This is a genomic window from Paeniglutamicibacter cryotolerans (assembly GCF_014190875.1).
GTDB lineage: Bacteria > Actinomycetota > Actinomycetes > Actinomycetales > Micrococcaceae > Paeniglutamicibacter > Paeniglutamicibacter cryotolerans.
On the sequence record NZ_JACHVS010000001.1, the window covers coordinates 855,763 to 878,318 of the forward strand.

A 22,556-nucleotide genomic window follows, 5' to 3' on the forward strand; every position below is an offset into this window, starting at 1 on the left:
CGGGCAGATATCCACCCGGCCCGGGCAAAGACTCTTGCGGGAGCGGTCAATCAGCCCTCATGCATCAGTTTTCGCCATCTCTTCGCGGGGTTCGAAAATGGCCTGACGGGTCACTGGCTACCGTTGGCCACGCCATCTGGCAGTCCCCGGGCACCCCAGCAAAGGACACAGACGAGATGAACGCACACCACCAGGTCGAATCCGGTAACGGGTCGCCCGGTAAGACCCCGAACCGGTATGACACCGTCATCGTCGGCGGTGGCCACAACGGCCTCGCGGCCGCTGCCTACCTGTCCCGGGCCGGGCAATCGGTGCTCCTGTTGGAGAAGCTGGACGTGCTCGGCGGTGCCGCCGTATCAACCCGCTCCTTCGAGGGCCTGGAGGCGAACCTGTCACGCTATTCCTACCTGGTGAGCCTGCTGCCCGCCAAGGTCATCACGGACCTGGGACTCAATATTTCACTGGCCCGCCGCCGGTACTCCTCCTACACCCCGAACCCGGCCGCACCGACCCGTGGCCTGCTGGTCGACAACGAGGACGCCGCGGCAACCGCCGAGTCGTTCGCAGCCATCGGCGCCCCCGAGAGCGAAGCGGCGGCCTTCGCCGCGTTCTACTCCGATTGCCGCCGGCTCACCGAGGTGCTGTGGCCGAGCATCACCGAACCCCTGACCACCCGGTCGCAGGCCAAGGAGCTTGCCGTCGCGGCCGGCGCCGGGGAGATGTGGGAAAGACTGATCGAGCGCCCGCTGGGTGAGGCCATCACGGAGGCGCTGCACAACGACCTGGCCCGTGGCGTCGTGCTGACGGATGGACTCATCGGCACCTTTTCCCGGCCCGACGACGCCGACCTGCAGCAGAACATCTGCTTCCTCTACCATCTGGTTGGCGGCGGCACTGGTGACTGGGACCTGCCCATCGGCGGCATGGGCACCATCTCGGCAGAGCTGGAGCGCGTCGCCCGCGAAGCCGGCGCCACGCTTCTCACCGGGGCCGAGGTCCGATCCATCGCGGCGGACCACCAGGTCAGCTACATGCGTGACGGGAAGATGCTGACAGCGACCGGTTCCCACCTGCTGGCCAACGTCGCCCCGGTTGTCCTGAACCGCCTCGGAGCAGGACAGCTGGTTCCCCCGAACCCGAACAACGAACGCGGCGGCGCCCAAGTCAAGGTCAATCTGTTGCTGAAGCGGCTGCCCCGGCTCAAGGACGAATCGGTCAGCCCGGAAGCGGCGTTCGGCGGCACCTTCCACGTCAACGAGACCTACACGCAGTTGCAACACGCCTACGAGCAGGCGTCCGGCGGCCGGGTCCCCAGCCCTCTGCCGTGTGAAATCTACTGCCACACGTTGACCGACCCCAGCATACTTTCCGCCGAGCTGCAGGCGGCCGGAGCCCACACGCTGACCGTCTTCGGACTGCATGTCCCGCACGCCCTGGCCTCCGAAGAGAACAACGATGCGCTACGCTCCGAGCTCCAGGCGGCGGTGTTTGCCTCGCTGAACTCGGTCCTCGCCGAACCCATCGAAGACCTGCTCATGCGCGATCGAAACGGTGCCCCCTGCGTGGAAACCAAGACCACGCTCGACATCCAGCGCACCCTGGGCATGCCCGGTGGAAACATCTTCCATGGTGGACTGGACTGGCCCTTCCTCGAGGACGATGCCCCGCTCGATACCCCGGCCCGTCGCTGGGGTGTCGACACAGCAGATCCGCAGATCCTGCTGTGCGGATCGGGCTCCCGCCGCGGCGGCGCAGTCAGCGCGCTGGGCGGCTACAGCGCCGCAATGGCCGTGCTGGAAATATCGGCCGGTCCGGCTGGGCAGACGAAACTCAGCGGCCCCTGATCACCGCCGGGCGACGCCCGGATCCCGACGCGGTCCCACCACCTCGGGATTCGGGGGCGTTGCCCGGGGCGGATGGTGCGCGTTGGTCCGGACCGGCTCACCCGCGGATGTGGGCGCCGGTGTTCGCCGGCAACCGCAGCACCCCGACGAGAGCAAGAAGCGCCAACAGCGCCATGAGCAGGAAGGCACACTGGAAGGGGGCCAGAAGCGCCTGCGGGTACCCTCCAACCAGCCGCAGCGCCAAGGATAGTTCCCGCCGCACCGGCCAGTTCGCCCAGCGTTGCCGAGAGCGCGTTCGCGGAACCGACGGCCGCGCGCTCGACATCGGCGAACGGCAGCGCGTTGAACGCGGTGAAACCGGTGGAGCGGAAGACACCGCTAAGCACCAGCACGGCAAAGACCAGCCACAGCGGAGTCCACACGGTGAAGAACGCGAAACCAATGAAGCTGGCCATGGTGCCAATCAGTGCGCTGCCGAGTACCTGCTTGAAGCCGAAGCGCAGCAGCATCGGGGTGGTGAACGGCTTGATGCCGATATTGCCGATGAAGATGCCGGTCACCATGGGTCCGGCCTGCACCGGAGTCCACCCGAACCCATTGAGGTATAGCAGCGGCAACAGGTACGGGGCCGAGGTGACGATCACCCGGAACAGGAAACCCGCGGTATTGGAAAACCTGAAGGAGCGCACCGCGAAGATCCTGATGTTCAACAACGGTTCCGGGGCGCGCAGCAGCGAACGTACGGCAAGGACCCCGGAGAGCAGCAGCAATCCGACCCACTGCAGCGAGCGGGTTTCAACCGCAGCGTCGGTGGCCAGGCGCAGTGCAGACACCAGCGCCCTGGCGCCGAGTGGGATGTTGATCAGGAAGATCCTTTGCCAGCCGAAGTGCGTGGAGATGAATCCGCCCAGCGCCGGGGCAACCAGCGGTGCCACCAGCGAGGGCCAGGTGAGCAGCGCGATCACCCGCAGCAGGTCGGATTTGTCCGCGGTCCGCAGCCCCACCAGCCGGCCCACCAGCCGGCCCACCAGCCGGCCCACCAGGACCAGCATGGAGGCACCCAGTCCTTGCAGTACCCGGCTGAGCGTGAGCGCGGTCGGGGTGGATCTGAGCGCGCGCAGCAGCGAACCCAGCACGAAGACGACGATGGCCGCGCAGAAGATCAGGCGAGCATCGAACCGTGAGCTGAGCCCGGCCCCCAGCGGGATGGCCGTCGCGGCGGCCACCAGATAGGCGGTGAGCGCCAAAGCCACATCGGCCGAGAATTCCCGTGCCATCTGCGGCATGGCCGTGACGATGGCGGTCGCGTCGAAGTTCTCCATGAACAACGTGCCGGCTACCGGCAGCGGAAGGCCGATCGGGCGCTGCGCATTAACAGAGCCCGCAAACGACCCTTTCCCTGCCCCCCGGGGGCTGCACTCCGGGGCCAGGCGGCATGCACTGCGCCTCAGATCGTTCCATGGCGGCGTACCAACGCTCCAAGTGCTTCAGCATGAGCCGGCGGCGGGCTCCTTGTATCCGCGGCCGGACCGGGCCAGACTCGGTGGTAGGAGCAGAACCATACTCCGACCACAGCATAAGGAGCCCCTACCATGTCGACGCCCCCCGACGCATCGCCCCATTCCGACCATCTCGCACCGTCACTGGCCCCGGTCCATGCGCGGGTCTTCGAGGCGGCGGTCCACGCCGGGCGCAAGGCCGGGCGGAAGGCGGCAAAGCACCAGCTGAAGCGGGCGGCCAAGCGCGGCGGCCGGGAACTCCCCCAGCGCCTGCGCCAGGAGGTGCTCGAGGAGGCCGAACGGGCGGCCGAACGGGCTGCCTACGCCGCGGCGTCCAAGGCGCTGAGGAAGCACTCGAAGCATTCGATGGCCTCCGGTCCGCACGAACCTGTCCCGGCGGCGCAGTCCCACGTGGCGCCCATGGCGACAACCGAGGTCCCGCATCCCGGGTCCCGTCCTGCACCAGCGCACGGCTCGCAGGTGGTGCTCGAGGTGCTGCGGGTTGAACCGTTGAGCCCCCACATGGTGCGGATCGTTGCCGGAGGCCCCGCGTTCTCCCGGTTCTCCAGCAACGGCGCGGCCGACCAGCACGTGAAGCTGCACTTCGCCAACCCGGCGCTCGGGCTGGTGCCGCCCTATGACATGCGCCGGCTGCGTAAGTCCCTGGCCCGCGAGGACCAGCCGGTGTCCCGCACCTATACGGTGCGCTGGCACGATCCGGTGGCACGGGAACTGGCCATCGATTTCGTGCTTCATGGCGACGACGGCGTTGCCGGGAACTGGGCCGCCCGGGCCGAACCCGGAGATCCCGTGGTGCTGTCCTCGTCCAGCGGCAAGTTCCGCCCGGACCCCGCGGCTGATCGACACGTCTACGCGGGAGACGAATCGGCGCTGCCGGCGATCGCCGCGGCGCTGGAGATGCTGCCGCGGCAGGCTGCCGGTCAGGTCTTCATCGAGGTCGATTCGGCCTCCGACCGGCAGGAACTCAACTGCCCGCCGGGAATGGAGGTGACATGGCTGTATCGCGGAGGAGCTCCGGCGGGAACCCGTTCGCTGCTTCTCGACGCGCTGCGCACGCTTCCCGTTCCCTCAGGCCGGGTGGAGGTTCTGGCCCACGGTGAACGCACCGCCATGCATGAGCTGCGCCGACTCGTCTCGGGCTGGGGCATCGACCAGCGCCGCATCCAGGTCTCCTCCTACTGGACGGCAGGTCGGGCCAAGCGGACGTTCCGCCCGGTGCCGGCGCCCGGGCCGGTGCTCTCAGCCATGTAGCCCGGGGCGTGGGAACCTCGGAGCACGGCCGTCTCCGGAACGCAAGGCGTTGCAGTCCGGCCCGGACGATGAGCCTTCGCCCGCCGGCAATCCTCGCTCATCAGGGGAATCCCCTAGTTTCTCACCTTCCGGGCCTTCGCCGAGAGGCACTTCGGATCCACCGCCACCAGAAGCCGGGCCTTCTTGGTAACGGCGGCGCAGGCAAAGCAGCCGGACGATTCAGCGCGGCAGGACCCGGGCAATCCACTAGTGAAACACCCCGATTCGAGGCAGTCAGCAAAGAACGTCGGCGCTCGGAGCCTCGCACACATGAATGTCCGGGATCCGGGACACCGTTTGGTCACGATCCGGCATCCGGGCATCGGTCGTTGTAGGTTGAATCCGATGGACAAGCAGCCAAACCGAGCCGAGATGTGGCTGAACCGCGGCTTCTTCTCCGTTCCGTCGCCCGATGGCGACAGGATCGCCGCGGCCAGGATGTTCATCGGCCTGGCCATCCCGTCGCTGACCCTGCTGCTGACCGGGCACCCCGAGCTGGTGATGTACGCCGTCTTCGGCTGCTTCACCGGGATGTACGGTCGCGGCGAACCGCACCAGCTGCGCCTGTTCCACCAGTTCTGGGCCGCCGTGTTCCTCTGTGCCTGTGTATTGGCAGGGGTCCTCTTTTCCGCGTCCGCGCTCGGGCTGTGGGCCTTCGTCGTAGCCGAGACTCTTCTGGCCGGCATCGGCTCGATCATCGCCGATCGGTTGCGGCTAGTGCCGGCTGGCCCCTTCTTCGGGCTATTCGCCTTCGGCGCGTGTGCCGCGACGCCGCTGCAGGGGCCGCCCGGGATCCCTGCGACCATCGCCGTGTTGGCTGCCGGCTGTGCCATCGTCGTCGGCTTTGCCGGGTGGTTCCGTGCCCGGACATGGCACCTGGGCATTCGCCGCGCGGACCACGTTCCCGATCCGGGACGGCTTAAACGCGCGCTGGCGACCGCACTCATGTATCTGCTGGCCGTCGGTGTCGCGGGTGGCCTGGCCACGCTCCTGGGCTGGGGCCACCCATATTGGGCCATGGCCTCTGCCGCCGTTCCGCTCTCCGTCGCGGGCCTGTCCCACGGGGTTTCCCGGGGCTTCCATCGTGTAATCGGAACCTATGCGGGGTTGGTCATAGCGGCAGTCGTCCTCATGGTCTTCAGCCATCCGGTGTTCCTGGTCCTGCTGGTCATCGCCTGCCAGTTCCCCACCGAACTGTTCATCAGGCGCCATTACGCCCTTTCGCTGGTGTTTTTCACCCCGTTGATCCTGAGCATGACGTATCTGGCCCATCCGGGCCCGGTGGGAGAACTGGTACTGGACCGCGCCGCCGAAACCACCATCGGTTCCCTGGTGGGCATGCTCGCCCTGCTTCTCTTCCGCCGCCTTAAACGCGTTTGAGCCTCCCCGAGAGTGCATCCGACCCGGGGAACGGGATGCATCACCGGCCAGCTAATCACCGTTTCATGACGAGACGCCGATCTGCGCAGTTGTTATCCAGGTCATGTTTCTCGTATGGTTTCCCATAGGAAGTCCGTGTTCGACTATTGAAATCGAAGTTCTAATATGGAACACGAATGGCAGCCAGCGACAGCTCAACGAAGTGAGGACCCCCGTGCATTTCCACCACCACGGCTACGTATCAACCGACCCGCGCGTCCAGCCGGCCGCCGGGACCGGCATCGACCGCCCCGCCGAGCTTCCGGATGAGGTGGACGTGCTCATCGTGGGCTCCGGTCCGGCCGGCATGCTCGCGGCTGCCCAGCTTGCCCAGTTCCCGGGCATCACCACGCGCATCATCGAACGCCGCGAAGGCCGTCTGGCCATCGGCCAGGCCGACGGCATCCAAGCCCGCAGCGTCGAGACCTTCCAGGCCTTCGGCTTTGCCGACCGCATCATTTCCGAGGCCTACCGCATTACCGAGATGGCCTTCTGGCGCCCGGACACGGAAAACCCCACGCACATCGTCCGCGGCGGCCGCGCCCTGGATGACGAGTCCGGGATCAGCGAATTCCCGCACCTGATCGTCAACCAGGCCCGCGTGCTCGACTACTTCGCCGAGGTGGCTGAGAATTCAGCCTCCCGCCTGACGCCCGACTACGGCTGGGACTTCCAGACACTGGAGGTCACCGACGAGGGCGACTTCCCGGTCAAGGTCACGCTCAAGCGCAGCGCCGGCCCGGACGAGGGAACCGAGCGCATCGTGCACGCCAAGTACGTCATCGGTTGCGACGGTGCCCGCAGCAAGGTCCGCACCTCGATCGGCGCCACTCTGGCCGGCGTCACCGCAAACCACGCCTGGGGCGTCATGGACGTGCTGGCCAACTCGGACTTCCCGGACATCCGCCTGAAGTGCGCTATCCAGTCCCACGACGGCGGATCCATCCTGCACATCCCGCGCGAGGGCGGACACCTGTTCCGCATGTACGTCGACCTCGGCGAGGTGGCCGAGGATGACAACGGTGCTGTCCGCAAGACCAGCATCGACGAGATCATCGCCAAGGGCAACGCCATCATGAACCCGTACACGGTCGACGTGCGCAACGTCGCCTGGCACAGCGTCTACGAGGTCGGCCACCGCCTCACCGACCGGTTCGACGACGTACCTCTCGAGGAGATCGGCACCCGCAACCCGCGCGTCTTCATCACCGGCGATGCCTGCCACACGCACAGCGCGAAGGCCGGACAGGGCATGAACGTCTCCATGCAGGACGGATTCAACATCGCCTGGAAGCTGGGCCACGTGCTCGAGGGCCGCAGCCCCGAGTCGCTGCTCGCCACCTACTCGGCCGAACGACAGGTCATCGCGAAGAACCTGATCGACTTCGACAAGGAATGGTCGACGCTGATGGCCAAGAAGCCCGAGGACTTCGAAAACCCCTCGGACCTCGAGGACTTCTACGTGCGCACCGCCGAGTTCCCGGCAGGCTTCATGACCGAGTACACTCCCTCGATGCTCACCAACACCGCCACGCACCAGGACCTGGCCACCGGGTTCCCGGTCGGCAAGCGTTTCAAGTCCGAGCGCGCCGTGCGCGTGTGCGATGCCAATCCGCTGCACCTGGGCCACCAGGCAACGGCAGACGGCCGCTGGCGCATCTACGTCTTCGCCGACCAGGCCGCTGCCGGTGAGGCATCGAAGACAGCCGACTTCGCGCAGTGGCTCGCCACCGCATCGGACTCGCCGCTGGCTGCAACGCCCGCGGGCCTGGACTCCGACGCCTGGTTCGACACGAAGGTGATCTACCAGCAGAAGCACGAGGACATCAGCCTCATGGAGGTCCCCGCCGTCTTCAAGCCGCAGGTCGGCCCGTTCAAGCTCGACTACCTGGAGAAGGTCTACGGCGTGGATCCGAAGTCGGACATCTTCGACGCCCGCGGCCTGTCCCGCGACGGCGTCATCGTCGTGGTCCGCCCGGACCAGTACGTGGCGAACGTGCTGCCGCTGACCGCAACCGACGAGCTGGCTGCATTCTTCGCACCACTGCTGAGCGGCTTGCAGGCCAAGTAGCACCACCCAATCGGGCCGCGGACCGCGTAAAGAGGTGAGGGGATCCGTTCATGTGAACGGATCCCCTCATTTGCTTAAGTTCAACGCGGTCGGCGGAAACTTCTCAGTCCGGGCTTTGGCGCCGCACCATCTCGTTGATCCAGATCGGAGCGAACGGAGAGGTGCAGTTCGGTGGCGTCGGATAGTCCTTGAGCACCTCGAGGCGTTCGCCGATGTCGATGGCCCGGCCGCGGAGTGCGGGGTGGTTGATGCCGATCTGGCCCAACACGTTGTTCATCCCCCACTGCAGGCGCTCCGGCGCCTGCTTCATGTCGGCCTCAATGGTGCCGAGCAGCCCCGGAAGGTCAAGGCCCTCCGGCTTCTTCACCACCCGATCGGCCGTCAGCTCCCACGCGGCGCTGGCCACCACGGGATCCGGGTCGGCCATCCAGGCCAGGCGCAGCTCCTCCGCATGGGGGCCCTTCTTGACCACGTAGCTCACCAGCCAGCCGTGCACCTTGGGTACCCGTGACTCGCGCAGCATGGCATCCAGCTCGTCGGGCGTGAATTCCTTCGGGCGGCAGATCAACAGCGCCAACAGCCGGGCGGCGGTGTCGCCGGTTGCCCACAAGTCGCGGGCCAGGTCCTGCTGGGTTTTCAGCCGTTTTGCCACGGCGCGCAGCTTGGCCAGGTTCACCCCGTGGTCATCGCCGTGCCTTTCGTTGATGGCACGTGACTTGGGGTCCTCAAGTGCGGCCAACTCGGCCATGACGTCCGCCATCGTCGTCTCCGGCATGACACTCCTTCGCAGTCGTCGCTGTCGTTGTCGTTGCCTGCGGCTCACAGCGTAGGTCGAGGGGAACCACCCCGTCATTCTCCGAGCTTACGAACCCAGTCCGATGATTCAGCCGGCATCAAAGCCCTTTCATTCTGCCGGATTGCGAAGTCGGCTTCGCACAGGGAAGATCCCCTACCGGGAGTTCCGACCGGGGCAGCTTCAGGAACCTGAACGCCCGTTCCACGACGCAGCATCACCACGCTTCTCCCCTCCCCGGGTGGAAGCACTTTGCGCCCCACGACCGGGACCCGCTGAACGAATGGGACCAATTGGAGATTAAGCTATGACCATGACACCGAAGCCACCGCCGATCCCAGCAAGAACGCAGCGAACCGCGTCAATAATCATCCTTCTCTTCGCGGCCGCATTCCTGTTGTTTGGCCAAAACATGTTCCAAGCCGGGAGCCATGACTCAAAAACCGCCCAGGCGCTGCAGGCCTCGGGCATGCCCGGCATCGTCACCGATGTCCGGGCCCACGTAGGGCGGGGCAGTAACAACAATATGCCGAGGGTGCTGCGCTTGGAACTGACGTTCGCGGGCACCGGCGGGGAAGAACACACGATCGAGACCAACCATTTCTCCCAGTCCTCCAACGTATTCGATATTTCCAAGCGTGGCTGGGTAGATGACTTTCCCGCTCGGGACGAGATCATCGGCCAGCCCGTCGCCTATCTACTAGGCGAAAGCCCCGCCGTCGAAATGACGAGCGAGCTACCGGCCATGGCCACACGGGGCTGGACTTTTCCAAACTATCTCGGCATTGCATTAATGATCATGGGCAGCGGTGCTGCAATCGGCGGGACGGTGAGCCTGATGCGAGCCAAGCACCAAATCAAATTGGAAAAGCACTAAGGACACGACACCGCGAGTCGGATCGTTGCCATGGTCCGCACCCGACCGATGCCGCTTTCGTGAGCCCACGGCGGGTGCTGCACCGGGTTCATACCCCAACACCGCAGTGGCTACGGCGCAGGTAAGGCACTGTGGAATCCACCGCATCTGGCTTGTGGCAGCGATAACGGCCCTTACCCGCGTCGCGGCGGCGTCCTTCGGCTTCTGACCCGGAGGTCTTCTTCAAGCCGCTCGCATCCAAGTGAGCCTGGCGCGGGGCTGGCGACGTAGCTACTGCCTGCAAGGCTCACCGGGGTCCGCCGGGTTGGGTGCAGCCTGCCCAGCAGGCCTGTCAGCGGCTGCGAACCGGCACCAAAAGCTTGATCCAGGCGACGTTCCCAGCACACCCTCATGGCTCCGCAGGCGCTATCTGATTCATCGCAGGAGCTTTCATCACCGTGCGTCCGGCAGGGCATCGGTGGCGGACTGCGTAGGGACGTGCTCGAAACGGCCGGTTCGCCAGCACCTGCTCGGAGGCTCCAAGCGCTTTGCTGATCTCGTCGAACCCCCGGGTCCGGTCAACAGTTCGCGGATCACCGGCGGTGTCGATGTTCCGACCGATCGGGCCGGGCCTCCATCGTCGATAGCCTGACTCTCGCGGATAAAACGAACGCCGGCGAACGGTTAGACACTATCCCAGGTCGACTACCTCGAACTCGAGCAGTCCCATGCCTTCGGCAACCGGCTTCTGGGCCGAGGAGTCATGCCCTGGGCGGTTGTCACGCCAGTTTTCGAAGTCCTCGCGGGTGGCCCACTGGGTGTAGACAAAGTAGCGGTCCTCCCCGGCGACGGGACGCAGCAGCTGGAAGCCTTCGAACCCCGGGGACCCATCCACCGATGCCTTGCGGGCAGCGAAGCGTGATTCCAGTTCCGGGCCTGCGCCGGCGGGGATCTTGAGGGCGTTGATGACGACGATGGACATGATGCTCCTTACCGGGGCCCGTGGGAATCGGGCCACTTCCACTCCACGCTACCGCACAGCAACAATGGGGCGGCATGGCGTTGTCAACATTTCAGCGCGCCATTTCACGGCGGGCGCCGCATCCCACCAACGCAGCCGTTTCCAGACGTCCCGGGCGGCGGAATATTCACATTCAGCGCATCACGTCGCTTAGATCAGTCCCCTTCGAGCACCAGAAGCACCCGGTCTACATCTACGGACAGCGAATAGAAATGCCATCTAACCTGGTCATCAGGTGAAATCAAACTGCTTAGTTGTAGCCTCGAAGTCCGCACGACACCCAAGTAAAATTTAAATTGAATTTAATTGTACTTGGGTGCAACGCACGCGCTCGATGACAACTAAATCTTGTAGAGAAGAAAAAGTCCGCCATGGCGACCATTCAAGCTGGCTGGCCTTCTTGCGCCCCTGTCACTTTGCAGGAGGGGATATCGGGCCTGCAAGCCAATCATGGCCCAAGAGCAGGCCTGCTCTTGCCCGAAATATTTCGTTGACATCATTCTTGTCGAAATATTTCGGATCAAGAATTTCGTCTGGTGACAGCCCTAACCATTCACGGGTTTCCTCATGCTCGGGATGCTCGGGGTCGGTCGACGCTTCAACTTTTTCCGCCCAGCCCCATATCCCGCCACTGTCATCCGTCGGTGCGAGCCCGCGCCCGCCGGTACACAGGGGAAGCGTTGCAGCAGCTGATGCTTCCAGTATTTTTTCGAGCACAATCCGATGTTCCCAGTCATCCCCGAAATCATACGTGTACGTGATCTTCTCCCCCACGGCGAGCATGACTTCGGACAGCCGGGTGCGTGACTCGTCTCTGGATCTTTCACCAAAGTCACTCATATCGTATTCGGCTGGGGCATACGACGGTCCGTTCCAGCCACCAACACGGAACTCATGCATATGGGAATCCCACCATCCAAACGCCGACTGGATGATTTCATGCAGTTCAGAGAGCTGGATCCCGGAGGGTACAAGCACCCGACGCCAGATGGGTGGGGAGGACCGATGAAGCATGATCTTGAGCTGATAGATGGAAGCAGGTTTTTCTTTCCACGCTGGCCTTACTGCTTCGGAGTTGCCCCCTTGCCCGCGATCTCTGTCGGGGAATTGCGCATCCTCGTACTCACCCTCAATGAAGCCCGGAAATCCCTCGACCAGGCACCTGTTCAGGTGTCGGGGCGTCCGGAAGTGGGTGTCGCTTGTCAACAGACCCTGTTCCATGAGAAACAGCAGTTCCCGGTTGAAGGCCTTGGCCATCGCCCTCCCGAGAATATTCTCCTCGGCAGTGGCCCCTGGCGGGGTTTCCATGGCCTGGAGCATCTGCACCGGCGCCGGCGCAGCGGAAGCCCCGGCTGCAAGCACCGACAAGACCAGCATGCCCAACTCGTGTCCGAGAATTTGACGGGTTTCGAACTCACCTGCCCAGATCCTCAGGAAACAAGTCAGCAAGGCCCGGTAGGCCTCCAATTTCTCCTGATCCGATATTCCGGGGGCACCCAGGGGACGGGCTGGAGCCACTTTGGTCACCCCGGTCTCTAGCATGCCGGACGTCTGCATGGCCTCCCACAATGGATTCAGCAGTGGCACCTCACGCATGGTCCGCACCTGATACGTCGGCGAGCTACCGGTGAGCTCATCGGGTTCCCCGACACCTGGCATGAGCGATTCCATTTCATCGAATCGCTTCCTGGTTCCGATCGCCGAGATACCGACTGAGGCAGCTGCAGGTTCGATATCCGCAAGGCGTAATGCACCGGTTGCCGTCACTGCCTTTCCCCTCCCAACCCATGCCAGCAGGGACAGCGCATGCCGAACCAAGGGCGTCGCTTCAAATGCCTGGATCTCCTCGTCCAGCGGAATCCGCGGCACCAGTAACGCGGGAGTCGGCACATCCTCGATGCCGTCCTCGCAGAGCATGGCATGGACCTGATGGTAGTCTGCGTTGCTTCCGCTCCAACGCCCGGTTTCCAGGAGGAAATCAATGTACAGATGGAATGCCGAGAAGACCGGTTCCGTGTCATCCCCTAAGAGGGCATCAACCATGTCCAGTGCCACGTCCGTGGCGTCCGCGGTGAAAGTCGAAACGTCGGCGGAGCCGGAAACGTCCCTATACCGGCCGATCACTATCGCGGCCTCTTCTAGGACGGCCTTTGCCTCATGGGCGGGGCCAAAGCCTGCAGCGAACCATTCCACGAAGGGCTTGATCATCGGTGACATGGCCTTCATGGCAACGTAGCTGCTCAGATCCACCGGGATCCCCTGCAAATGTCCCGGAGCAGGAGACCCCGCACTTTTCCTGCCAGTCGGCTTCTTGGACTTTGGGGCCTTACTTTTCTTGGACATTCGTCTCCAATGGTGATGCTCTGATAACTCGTTTGGCACCTACGCTATGTGGCGACATCGCGTCAAGCAACCTCCACACGAGACATGAACTCGGGTGCCCCTATGTGCCAGGGTTGAACGGTGCCAACGTGACATAGCAAGTCACCCCGATGGCGCAGGGCGAGAAGTAGGAAACCGATCAATATGTCTAACCTAGTTTTGGCCGATGTAGGCCAAGATGGATCTATGAGTAGTTCCGGACCGCGCTCCGGTGGACCGACCCCACGTAGGTCCTTCACCCCCGCGCAGAAGCTTGAATTTTTGACCCGATACGAGGAAGCCTGCACCCGTCAGGAAGGGAACGCTTTCCTGCGGGAGCAAGGCCTGTATTCCTCGCAAATGACCGAATGGCGCAAGCAGCGTGACGCCGGCGTCCTGCAGGGCAAGAAGGCCGGTGAAGCTATCGGGAAGCTGACTGCTGAGCAGTCAGAGATCGCGCGTTTGCGCCGCCAGCTGGAGGTGAGCGAGGGCCGGTTGAAGCAGACCGAGGCAGCCTTGGGAATCATGGAAAAACTCTCGGCGTTCTTCGAGAACGCCATCTCAGAATCACCAGCAGCGCCGAAGTCCAAGAAGAAATGATGGGTGCCTACCAGCAGCTTCGTGACCAACAGCTCTCCACCCGCGAAGCCGCGGCACTGACAGGGGTTTCGCGCACCACGGTCTACCGCAAACCCGCCGCACCGCAAGATCACATTCAGGTGGTGCCGCCGAACAAGCTGAGCAGCGAGGAACGTGCGGAGATCTTGGCCGCGTTGAACTCGCTCCAGTTCGTGGATCTACCACCGCAGCAGGTCTATGCGAAGCTGCTCGATAAGGGTATCTATCTGGGGTCGGTTTCCACGTTCTACCGGTTGCTGAACGAGAATCGGCAGGTGATGGAGCGCCGGCGCCTGGCCACGCACCCACCCCGGGCTATTCCGGAGTTGGTCGCTAACGCCCCTGGTCAGGTCATGAGTTGGGATATAACCAAGTTAGCTGGCCCGGTCAAAGGCAAGTACTTTGATTGCTATTTGATGATGGATATCCACTCGCGGTTCATCGTTGGGGCCCACGTACATGCCACCGAGTCAGCGGTGCTGGCGGTGGAGATGATGAAGGAGATATTCGGGGTCCATGGCATCCCCGAAACAGTGCACGCCGATCGTGGCACGAGCATGACGTCGAAGACCGTGGCCGCGCTGCTTTCGGACTTGGGTGTCACCAGATCTCATTCCCGACCGAGAGTCAGTAATGATAATCCCTACTCAGAGTCGTTATTTAAGTCTTTGAAGTATGGTCCAACGTTCCCAGAACGCTTTGGTTCCCTGGGTGATGCGCGGGCCTTTATCAGTGACTTCGTGGATTGGTACAATCACCATCATCAGCACTCTGGCATCGGTTTTCACACGCCGGCCAACGTGCACTACGGCCACGCCGACGGGGTCGCGCAGAAGCGCTCCAACACGCTGGCCGCGGCCAGGGCGAAACATCCCGAACGATTCACCAGCAGTACCGACGCCAAGATCCTGGCCCTACCTGGGCCCGCGTGGATCAACCAACCAGCTGAGGCCATCGCAAAAGAGGCTGTCTAACTCACGCTGGCACCGTTTGACTTGAAAAGTTCCGGCCCCCGACAAAGTGTCAGGGGAACCCGCGTTATCGATTGGCGGCGCTTAATGCTTCTCCCCGATGGCTACCGTCCAGCCGGCAACACCATCGGCGCTCAGGCCGGCCCCCTCCTTCCCAAGGTAGATGGCTCCGACGCCGAGCTCCCTAGCACCACTGGATTCACAGCCCAACCGGGCCTCGGCCCCCGTCAGTTCGAATACCTGGCTGGCCTTGTCACGGCCGCCCTTCATGGCGAGGACCTTCGTCCATTCGGCAGCAGCAATAATAGTTCGATGTGAACGCGACGGGCACACCGGATGCTTAGCTCAACGTCCAGGAACGCTTGGACAGTCCGAACCAGAAGCCGTCGATCGCCGTCTTCGCCTCGATGCCGCCCGATGCGTAGGCCGCGCCGAGTGCTACGTAGAGCGGCGCCCAGTGTTCGGAGCGCGGGTGCGCCTCGCGGGCGGCCGGAGCCTTGTGCAGGTAATCGAGGATGGAGTCCACGTCGCCGCGGGTCATGGCTTCCTCGGCCCAGTGGTCGAATTCCGCGGAAGCGGCCGGGGGCTCGGTGTCCGGACCTGCCGCCGGATTGAACCAGCGCAGGTTGTGCGTGGTGAAGCCCGATCCGACGATCAGCGTGCCGCGTTCACGCAACGGGGCCAGCGACTGGCCCAGGTCGAACAGTCCCGCGGGGTCCAGCGTCGGCATCGACATCTGCACCACCGGCACATCGGCATCGGGGAACATCTCCTTCAGCGGCACATAGGCGCCGTGGTCGAGCCCGCGGGTTTCATCGCGTTCGATGTGGTGGCCGTGGCTGACCGTCAGGTGTTCGACCTCGGCGGCAAGATCCGGGGCCAGCGGTGCGTCATAGCGGACGTCGTAGTACTTCTGCGCGAAGCCCCGGAAGTCGTAGACGAGCTCGTTCTTCTGCTCGGTCGCACTGAGCGTCACCGGGGCGTTTTCCCAGTGCGCGGAGACCATCAGGATGTCCTTGGGCGTTTGAATGGTGTCCGACCAGGCGGCGAGCTCTCCGGTCCAGTGGGCGTCGTCGGCCAGCGGAGGGGCTCCGTGGCTCAGGAACAGGACGGGAGGAAGGGCTGCTGTCTGTGTCATGGTTCAAGCATATGCCGAATTACTTGATGCTTCAATCAATACTGGCATAAACCATGCTGTGTTACCGCCGGACGCGCCCCCACCGGCGGCTGCGGGCCTGCCCTCGGCTCAAGAACCACCCCGCACGTGCCTGGAAGGGAAGCCGAGGACCTCCCCCTCCCGCGCAGATCAGGGGCCGGGCTTGGCTCATCCCCTACCAGCCGGCAGGCGCTCCCCCGTCGGTGAGGAACTCGGCGATGAGCGCATAGAGGCGGGAGATCGCTTCGGGCACCTTGTCCTCGGAGAACGCAAAAGCGTGCAGCATGCCCGGCGCGATCACCAGGTGCGCGCGGGCACCCGCCGCCCTCATCCGCTCGACATATTCGACGGCCTTCGTGAGGAGCGGATCGTACTCGACGGCGATCACCAAAGTCTCTGGCATCTCCGGCGCAAAGGGCCCCGACAACGGCGATGCGGCGGCTCGGTCCGCACCGGCGGGGAAGTAGTTGTCGAAATACCACTTCACCCGCTCGGCGGAGAGGAAATACCCCGTGGCGAACTCGCGCAGGCTCTCACCGCCCATGGTGTAGTCGACACTCGGGTAGAGCAGTAGCTGCCGGTCGATCGGCGAGCTCCACTGCCCAGCGGCAACGGGCATCGCAATGGATTCTACCTTCGCGGCCCCACCGGAGTCGGCCACCGCCTGGATCTTGCCCGTCGTTTCCACATTCCCGAGCACCACATCGAGATCGCGCAGGGCCCGGTAGACGTCGCCGAGCCCCTCGGGGAACAAGGCCTCGGGCGATCGGCGGTAGTCCACCGATACGACGACCATGCCGGTTGCCGCCGCCGTACGCCGTGCGCCGTGCGGAGGAATCATAGACCTCGAGGTCTCCGGCCTGTGCCCGCCGCCGTGGACGAACAGGATGACGTCGCTGGGGGATTCCGGCCGCGGCACGTACACGCGCACGGGCACCGCGTCGGCCCCGCCAACCACGGCATCGAACACCCGAGCGTCGGCAACGCTCGGCAAGACGAAGGCACTGAGGCCGACCAAGGCGGCGCGGGCGGATTCAGGCGTCGGGACGAAACCGTCGCGTGCCGCCTGCTCGACCAGCGGGTTCAACCCATCAAGGTATTCGCGGAACGCCGAATGCATGCTCATGCCTTGGCCTCCGCCTCGGGCGGCGGGTTCTTCTTGAACCAGCTCCACAGCAGGTAGGCGCCGATCACGAACGTCGACTCAACGACCACGATGAAGGCGAGCGGGACGTTCGAGACGGGAATGCCGTTTTCCAGCCCACCCGTCGCATCCGCGATCCACGCGAAAATCTGGATGAACAGCGCCGATCCAGCGTAGGCGACGGCCCGGAAGATCGAGAAGGTCACGGCGATCTGGCGCGGACTGACGCCGGGGCGGATGAATGCGAGCTGCACGAAGAACGGCATGGGGAAGAAGATCACGAGCCCGAGGATGACCCCGATTAACGGCGCAAGGCGGTGGTCGGTCATGGCGAGCACGGCCGCGGCGGCGATGACCTACGCCGCACCACAGACCACGACGACCGTGGGTTTGTGCACATCGGGCACGCGGGTCGAAACCAGCGTCGCGGAAAGCGCGCCGACGACTCCCGCAGAGACGACCCATCGGATCGTCTCAGGGTCCATGAACGTGAAGGCGACGATGTAGTAGGAGAGGAAGCCCGTGGAGGAGAGGGCGAAGACCCAGTTGAACCACTGCCGGAATCCGTCACGCATGGTGAAGGAGGAATCGACCGCGACACCCTGGCTGACCGGACCCTTCAACCCCCGCCGCGCGACGATGAGCCAGAGCAGTAACAAGACCAGGGACAGGGAGGCTGCCAGGACAGCGGCGAACGCGGGGTTTCCGGCCATCTGCGAGCCGAAGGTGAGGGCAACGGCGAGGCCGGCATTAAAGGCGACCGAGTTCAACCCGTTGGCGACCTGCAGCGCACCTCCGGTGAGCAGTCGCGCGACGATGCCCGAGAGCAGCACCACCATCAGCGCACCACTGAGCCCGAGCACGAGCACGAAGCGAATGAAGAAGATCAGCGGGAATGCGTCGGTCAGCGAGACCAGCCCGCCCAGGACGATCAGTCCCGAAGCGAGCGTGAAGGCATGCCGGGGTCCCATGCGTAGCAGCACGTTGGCTGCGAGGAGGCTGCCAATCACCTGCGCGAGCGTAATCGCGTTGGTCATCAGTGCGGTGCGCGAGGCATTGAATCCGAGGCTGCGCACATACAGGTCGCCTCAGTTCCAGGCGACGGCAATGAGCACGTAACTGTGGAAGAGCATCGCCGAGATCAGGAATTTCACCTGTCCGGACACCTCCACACCGGTCGATTGCGCTGCAGTTTTCGACGCTTCGCTCATCAAAACTCCGTTCATTACCTTCTCACCTGCACCGGACCAGTAATGGACTGTCCTGCAGGCCATTGCGTCGAACAGTCCAGCGCAACCGGGGCACCGGAAAGAGCATCGTACGGCTCCTCGGGGAACGGTGGGAAGCACACGACGAAATGGCCCCCGGGCACAGGGTATCCCGGGGGTATTTCGGGTTTGATCACCGTCTCGGGGGCCGAGGTTCCGCGCCCCGGACGGGTCGGTTCAGCGCTTGGCGGCCTTCGCGGGGCGCCCCACGAAGTGGTCCATGGTGTTGTTGACTCCCAGTGCGTTGGCCAGCTTGTCGAAGAGGAACACCGGCAGCATGCGGGCCAGGGCCAGCGCGTGCACGGCGCGCGGCATCACCAGCTGCCCCTTACCGGCCTCGATCGCGTTGAGGATCTTTTCCGCCACGTAGTCCTGCTTCAGGATGGGCAGGATCAGCGGGTACTTCGTCTGCACGCCGTCGAACATACCCGTATCCGTGTAGTACGGGCAGACCACTAGGGAGTTGACGCCGGTGCCGTCCTTCGCCAGCTCGACGCGCAGTGATTCAGCGAACCCGAACGCGGCGAACTTGGAGGCCGAATAGTCGGTCTGCTTCGCGACGCCGACCAGGCCCGCAGCACTGGAAACGGTCACGATAGTCCCTCGGCGGCGCTCGATCATGCCGCCGAGGAACGCGCGGGTGACCCAGAACAGCGCCAGCGTGTTCACCCGGATGGTGCGTTCGATGGCCTCCTCGCTGGCATCGAGCAGCTTCTTGCCGGTGACCACCCCGGCGTTGTTCACCACGATGTCGACCGGACCGGCGGCGTCGGCCATCGCCGTGACCTCATCCTTGTTCGACACGTCCAGGGCAAAGGATTCCGCTGAGCCACCGGCGGCGCGGACCGCATCGCGGACAGCCTCCCCGGCCTCCGGGTCCAGGTCCCAGATCACGATGCGCGCGCCGCGGCGGGCGGCCCCGAGGGCGAGCAGGCGGCCGATGCCGCTGCCGCCGCCGGTGATCAGGACGCGCTGGTTCTTCAAGGGGTGGCGCATGGTTGCTCCTAGTTCGCTCGGATCGAGGGGCCGTGACAGACCGGCCAACGACCGCCCGGACCACCCTGCAAACAGCGATGACCTGCGGTTGATTGAACCCTACCGCGATGACCGTCCGGATCGACCGGCCTTCGTCAAATGCCCGCCACCACGGGTCGCCGTCGAACGGATCCCCGGCTCCAGGGCATCACCGCCGGAGGGTCTGCGAGACATTGGGCCAACGGCCAGGGCGCTGGTCGTTCCGTGCTTTTTCGCCAGGGGATGAGAAGACATGCACGATCCACAGCGGTCCGGTCCACGCGATTCTCATCGATGTGGCGGCCGATGGGCGGTCCCTTCAACTTGCTGCTCGGGACACCACTGCGGCCGGCGATCACTGTCGCCGCTGCCTTCACCGCATGCCCGCCGGTGAAGCACTGGACCTGAACCTCACTTCCCCCTGCACCGGGCACCCGGTGGAACACCGGATGCAATGCCCTGGTCTGGACCCGGGATCTTGAGTTCTAGTGATCGTTGCAACACCCCCGAATCCCTCGGGAGATGCAACAACCATGAACACCGCACCCTCACCATCAAATAATGCTTCCTTAAGGGGAAAAACAGCCGCCACACCCCCGGCCCCGGCTAAGCGCTCCAACCGGCGCCACACACCCCAAGATAAGACCGCGTTCTTCGAGGCGCTGGACCGTCTGGGCACCATCGCGGCCGCAGCCCGGGAACTGGGCTTCAACCGTGCCACTTGCACCATGTGGTCCCGCACCACTGCCCAGCCCCCGGGACAGGAATACACCCCCGCGCAGCGCGAGGAGTTCTTCGTCCTGCACGACCGCCTGAACAACGTCGCCGATGCTGCACGGCAGCTGGGGATCAACGTCCAAACTGCATTCAACTGGGCCTATTCCATCAAGGCGGTCACCCGCAGGCCCCAGCGCGCCCTGAGCGCCAGAGAACAGGAACTCAAACCCTTGCGCGAGGGGTTCCTCACCGCACTGGCGCGCGTGGGAAGCGTCACCGTCGCCGCCCGGGAGGTGGGCGTGGAACCCAGCCAAGGCGCCAGTTGGGCCAGGGCCGCCGGGATCCGCAACATCCCCCGGCTCTCGGGTCAACGCGATCAATACTTGGCACTACGCCGTGAGGGCATGCCCCAGAAGACAGCCGTAGCCGCCACGGGCGCAGAGCGGAAGAATGCAGCCCGCTGGGAACAGGCACTGATGCCGGTCATAGATCGTCTTGATACCCCAAACCTTTCATCAGACGCGTATAAACAGGAGGTGACCACACTCGTCTGCGAAACACCTGCGCTCGAAACCTGCTTGCCCGTTTTAGGGGTTCGGGTGCCCGATTCACCGGCCAGCCTCGACCCCGGGAACCTGGAACCTGCGCTGATCCCCGAGATTCCATTGGAGGTCCTCGAAGCCACGAACAGCACCCGCTACCTGTCGCTGCCCGAGCGCGAAACGATTCGGGACATGCTCCAAGCCGGTGCCTCGCAGCGGGCCATCGCCCGGGAGCTGGGGCGTAGCCCCAGCTCGATTGGCCGGGAGATCAAGCGCAACTCCCACCCTGTGTTGGGATACCGCCCCTACACCGCCCAGCGAACCTCCACCGCCCAGCGCCAGCGGCCCAAGCCCAGTAAGCTGGCAGCGCCGGGAGAACTGCGTGATTACGTGCTTGCCAAGCTACGTAAGCACTGGTCCCCGGAGCAGATTTCGAACTTGTTGATCAAGGAGTTCCCCGATGACCCCTCTATGCGCGTGAGCCACGAAACGATCTATCAGGCCCTCTATCTTCAGGCCCGTGGTGGGCTAAGCCTGGAGGTGAAATCGGCCCTGCGTACCGGGCGCACCCGACGCAAAAAGCACAAGAATCCCCGGAAGCGTACGGAGCGTTTCCGGGATCCAATGGTCAATATTTCTGAGCGCCCGGCAGAGGTTGAGGACCGTGCCGTGCCCGGGCATTGGGAAGGGGACCTGATCATCGGGGCGCACAGTGGCTCGGCGATCGGGACCCTGGTGGAACGCACCACCCGCTACGTGATGCTGATACATCTACCGGTGGATCACACGGCCGCATCGGTGCGTGACGGGCTCATCGAAGCAATGCTCACCCTGCCCGAACACTTGCGTGGTTCGCTGACGTGGGATCAGGGGTCGGAGATGGCCAAACACCTGGCTTTCAGCGTCGCGACCGACATGGATGTCTACTTCTGCGATCCACATAGTCCCTGGCAGCGCGGGTCCAATGAGAACACCAACGGGCTGCTGCGTCAGTACTTCCCCAAGAGCACCGATTTAGGTGTTTATGGGCTGGAGGATCTGGAGCATGTCGCCCAGGAGCTCAACAGCCGGCCACGTAAAACGTTGGATTGGGACACCCCGGCCGAGCGTCTACGTGATTTACTGGTCACGACATAACCACGGGTGTTGCATCGACCCCTAGAATTCGCCGATACGGCACATCCAGCCGTTACTACGACGACGGGAAGCAGCCAGCTGCCTCTGCGGATCCGTTCCTGGATCCGCCGGGTCAGATCAGCCGCGGGGCCCGGGCCAGGTTGCTCTCCAGCTCCGCGGCATTCTGTCGCACCACGTAGGCCGGGCGGTCGCGCTCTACCCGCCAGCTCTCGGCGAGCGGGCCGATGTCCACGGTGTCGAAACCGAAGTCGTCGTAGAGCCCGATGACCAGCGCGATGGCCTCCTGGTGGTTGGAGGCGGTGGCCAGCGCCCGGCGGTTTTCACTGCCGGCCGGCAACCCGGCGGTGGTGATGTCCCCAGCCGGAATGTGGTTGAAGCCCTTGGCGACCTTCGAAGCGGACAGGTGCTCCTGCACCAGGCCCGAGGTGGTGGCCTCGCCCTTATCCAGCACCTCGATGTGGCCGTCGCGTTCCCAGTAGTAGTTGATCGTGTCGATGACGATCTTCCCGGCCAATTCCTCAGCCGGAAGCTGACTGTAGTTCTTCAGCGGGATGGTAACGACGGCGAAGTCCGCCGCCTGCGCCGCGCCGGCTGCCGTGGCGGCCCGCGCTCGCGGGCCGAGTTCTGCCACCAGCTCCGTCAGGGTTTCGGGCCCCCGGGAATTGCCGATGACCACGTCGTAACCCAACTGCACGGCCTTGCGTGCGATTTGGGATCCAATGTGTCCTGCTCCGATGATTCCGATCGTTGTCATGCAGTATTCAACAGCGCCATGGGAGCCGGTATTCCGTCAAGGCCCCAGATGGCAACCGCG

The 22,556-nt window shown here is 64.2% G+C and carries 19 protein-coding genes; 7 read left to right on the plus strand and 12 right to left on the minus strand.

Annotation, left to right across the window (positions count from 1 at the left end; genetic code table 11):
- Positions 1-176: 176 nt before the first annotated feature.
- The gene (locus E9229_RS04145) at positions 177-1,844 is read left to right on the plus strand and encodes a phytoene desaturase family protein (protein ID WP_183510010.1); all 1,668 of its coding nucleotides are present in this window, start codon (positions 177-179) and stop codon (positions 1,842-1,844) included.
- Here the strand turns inward: E9229_RS04145 and E9229_RS04150 are convergent.
- On the minus strand, positions 1,772-3,166 hold the full coding sequence (locus tag E9229_RS04150) for an MFS transporter (protein ID WP_183510011.1): 1,395 nt from the start codon (positions 3,164-3,166) through the stop codon (positions 1,772-1,774). The genes E9229_RS04145 and E9229_RS04150 overlap by 73 nt on opposite strands.
- Positions 3,167-3,436: 270 nt before the next feature.
- Here E9229_RS04150 and E9229_RS04155 point away from each other — a divergent pair, with 270 nt between their 5' ends.
- The 3 genes from E9229_RS04155 to E9229_RS04165 all read left to right on the plus strand — a co-directional run bounded on the left by E9229_RS04155 (position 3,437) and on the right by E9229_RS04165 (position 8,144).
- Positions 3,437-4,615, plus strand: a complete 1,179-nt coding sequence (locus E9229_RS04155; RefSeq protein WP_312855595.1) for a siderophore-interacting protein — start codon at positions 3,437-3,439, stop codon at positions 4,613-4,615.
- A 384-nt stretch (positions 4,616-4,999) separates the two neighbouring features.
- Positions 5,000-6,034: an FUSC family protein gene (locus E9229_RS04160; protein WP_246380350.1), complete on the plus strand. Its 1,035-nt coding sequence runs from the start codon at positions 5,000-5,002 to the stop codon at positions 6,032-6,034.
- A 214-nt stretch (positions 6,035-6,248) separates the two neighbouring features.
- Positions 6,249-8,144, plus strand: coding sequence for an FAD-binding monooxygenase (locus E9229_RS04165; RefSeq protein WP_183510012.1), 1,896 nt, complete (start codon positions 6,249-6,251; stop codon positions 8,142-8,144).
- A gap of 103 nt (positions 8,145-8,247) precedes the next feature.
- Here E9229_RS04165 and E9229_RS04170 read toward each other — a convergent pair whose 3' ends face one another.
- The gene (locus E9229_RS04170) at positions 8,248-8,919 is read right to left on the minus strand and encodes a DNA alkylation repair protein (RefSeq protein ID WP_183510013.1); all 672 of its coding nucleotides are present in this window, start codon (positions 8,917-8,919) and stop codon (positions 8,248-8,250) included.
- A 325-nt stretch (positions 8,920-9,244) separates the two neighbouring features.
- Here E9229_RS04170 and E9229_RS04175 point away from each other — a divergent pair, with 325 nt between their 5' ends.
- The gene (locus E9229_RS04175) at positions 9,245-9,814 is read left to right on the plus strand and encodes a hypothetical protein (protein WP_183510014.1); all 570 of its coding nucleotides are present in this window, start codon (positions 9,245-9,247) and stop codon (positions 9,812-9,814) included.
- A 670-nt stretch (positions 9,815-10,484) separates the two neighbouring features.
- Here E9229_RS04175 and E9229_RS04180 read toward each other — a convergent pair.
- Both E9229_RS04180 and E9229_RS04185 read right to left on the minus strand, forming a co-directional pair.
- Positions 10,485-10,775 (minus strand): antibiotic biosynthesis monooxygenase family protein, encoded by a 291-nt coding sequence (locus E9229_RS04180; protein WP_183510015.1) that lies wholly within the window; start codon positions 10,773-10,775, stop codon positions 10,485-10,487.
- A 450-nt stretch (positions 10,776-11,225) separates the two neighbouring features.
- Positions 11,226-13,064, minus strand: coding sequence for a plasmid pRiA4b ORF-3 family protein (locus tag E9229_RS04185; protein WP_183510016.1), 1,839 nt, complete (start codon positions 13,062-13,064; stop codon positions 11,226-11,228).
- A gap of 318 nt (positions 13,065-13,382) precedes the next feature.
- Here E9229_RS04185 and E9229_RS04190 point away from each other — a divergent pair.
- Positions 13,383-14,767, plus strand: a protein-coding gene (locus tag E9229_RS04190; protein WP_183510017.1) for an IS3 family transposase whose coding sequence is annotated in 2 segments (ribosomal slippage) — positions 13,383-13,701 and positions 13,701-14,767 — 1,386 coding nt in all. Because the reading frame shifts where the segments join, the coding sequence is not laid out codon by codon here.
- 81 nt (positions 14,768-14,848) lie between these two features.
- On the opposite strand, the gene E9229_RS04195 is transcribed toward E9229_RS04190, so the two are convergent.
- The 7 genes from E9229_RS04195 to E9229_RS04220 form a co-directional block, all read right to left on the minus strand.
- Positions 14,849-15,034: a hypothetical protein gene (locus tag E9229_RS04195; RefSeq protein WP_183510018.1), complete on the minus strand. Its 186-nt coding sequence runs from the start codon at positions 15,032-15,034 to the stop codon at positions 14,849-14,851.
- Positions 15,035-15,104: 70 nt separating this feature from the next.
- The gene (locus E9229_RS04200) at positions 15,105-15,902 is read right to left on the minus strand and encodes a dioxygenase family protein (protein WP_183510019.1); all 798 of its coding nucleotides are present in this window, start codon (positions 15,900-15,902) and stop codon (positions 15,105-15,107) included.
- 193 nt (positions 15,903-16,095) lie between these two features.
- Positions 16,096-17,046 (minus strand): alpha/beta hydrolase fold domain-containing protein, encoded by a 951-nt coding sequence (locus E9229_RS04205; RefSeq protein WP_183510020.1) that lies wholly within the window; start codon positions 17,044-17,046, stop codon positions 16,096-16,098.
- Positions 17,043-17,402 (minus strand): hypothetical protein, encoded by a 360-nt coding sequence (locus tag E9229_RS04210; protein ID WP_183510021.1) that lies wholly within the window; start codon positions 17,400-17,402, stop codon positions 17,043-17,045. Before E9229_RS04210 ends, E9229_RS04205 begins: the two co-directional genes overlap by 4 nt.
- Before the next feature lie 18 nt (positions 17,403-17,420).
- Complete coding sequence (locus E9229_RS04215) at positions 17,421-18,140, minus strand: MFS transporter (RefSeq protein WP_183510022.1); 720 nt, start codon at positions 18,138-18,140, stop codon at positions 17,421-17,423.
- 12 nt (positions 18,141-18,152) lie between these two features.
- On the minus strand, positions 18,153-18,275 hold the full coding sequence (locus E9229_RS19640; protein ID WP_281369445.1) for a hypothetical protein: 123 nt from the start codon (positions 18,273-18,275) through the stop codon (positions 18,153-18,155).
- Positions 18,276-18,509: 234 nt separating this feature from the next.
- Positions 18,510-19,328, minus strand: a complete 819-nt coding sequence (locus tag E9229_RS04220) for an SDR family oxidoreductase (protein WP_183510023.1) — start codon at positions 19,326-19,328, stop codon at positions 18,510-18,512.
- 1,139 nt (positions 19,329-20,467) lie between these two features.
- On the opposite strand from E9229_RS04220, the gene E9229_RS04225 reads away from it, so the two are divergent.
- Positions 20,468-21,742 carry an IS30 family transposase gene (locus tag E9229_RS04225; protein ID WP_456152386.1) on the plus strand — a complete coding sequence of 425 codons (1,275 nt, stop codon included), beginning with the start codon at positions 20,468-20,470 and terminating at the stop codon, positions 21,740-21,742.
- 112 nt (positions 21,743-21,854) lie between these two features.
- Here E9229_RS04225 and E9229_RS04230 read toward each other — a convergent pair whose 3' ends face one another.
- Positions 21,855-22,496 (minus strand): NADPH-dependent F420 reductase, encoded by a 642-nt coding sequence (locus E9229_RS04230; protein WP_183510024.1) that lies wholly within the window; start codon positions 22,494-22,496, stop codon positions 21,855-21,857.
- Positions 22,497-22,556: the final 60 nt, after the last annotated feature.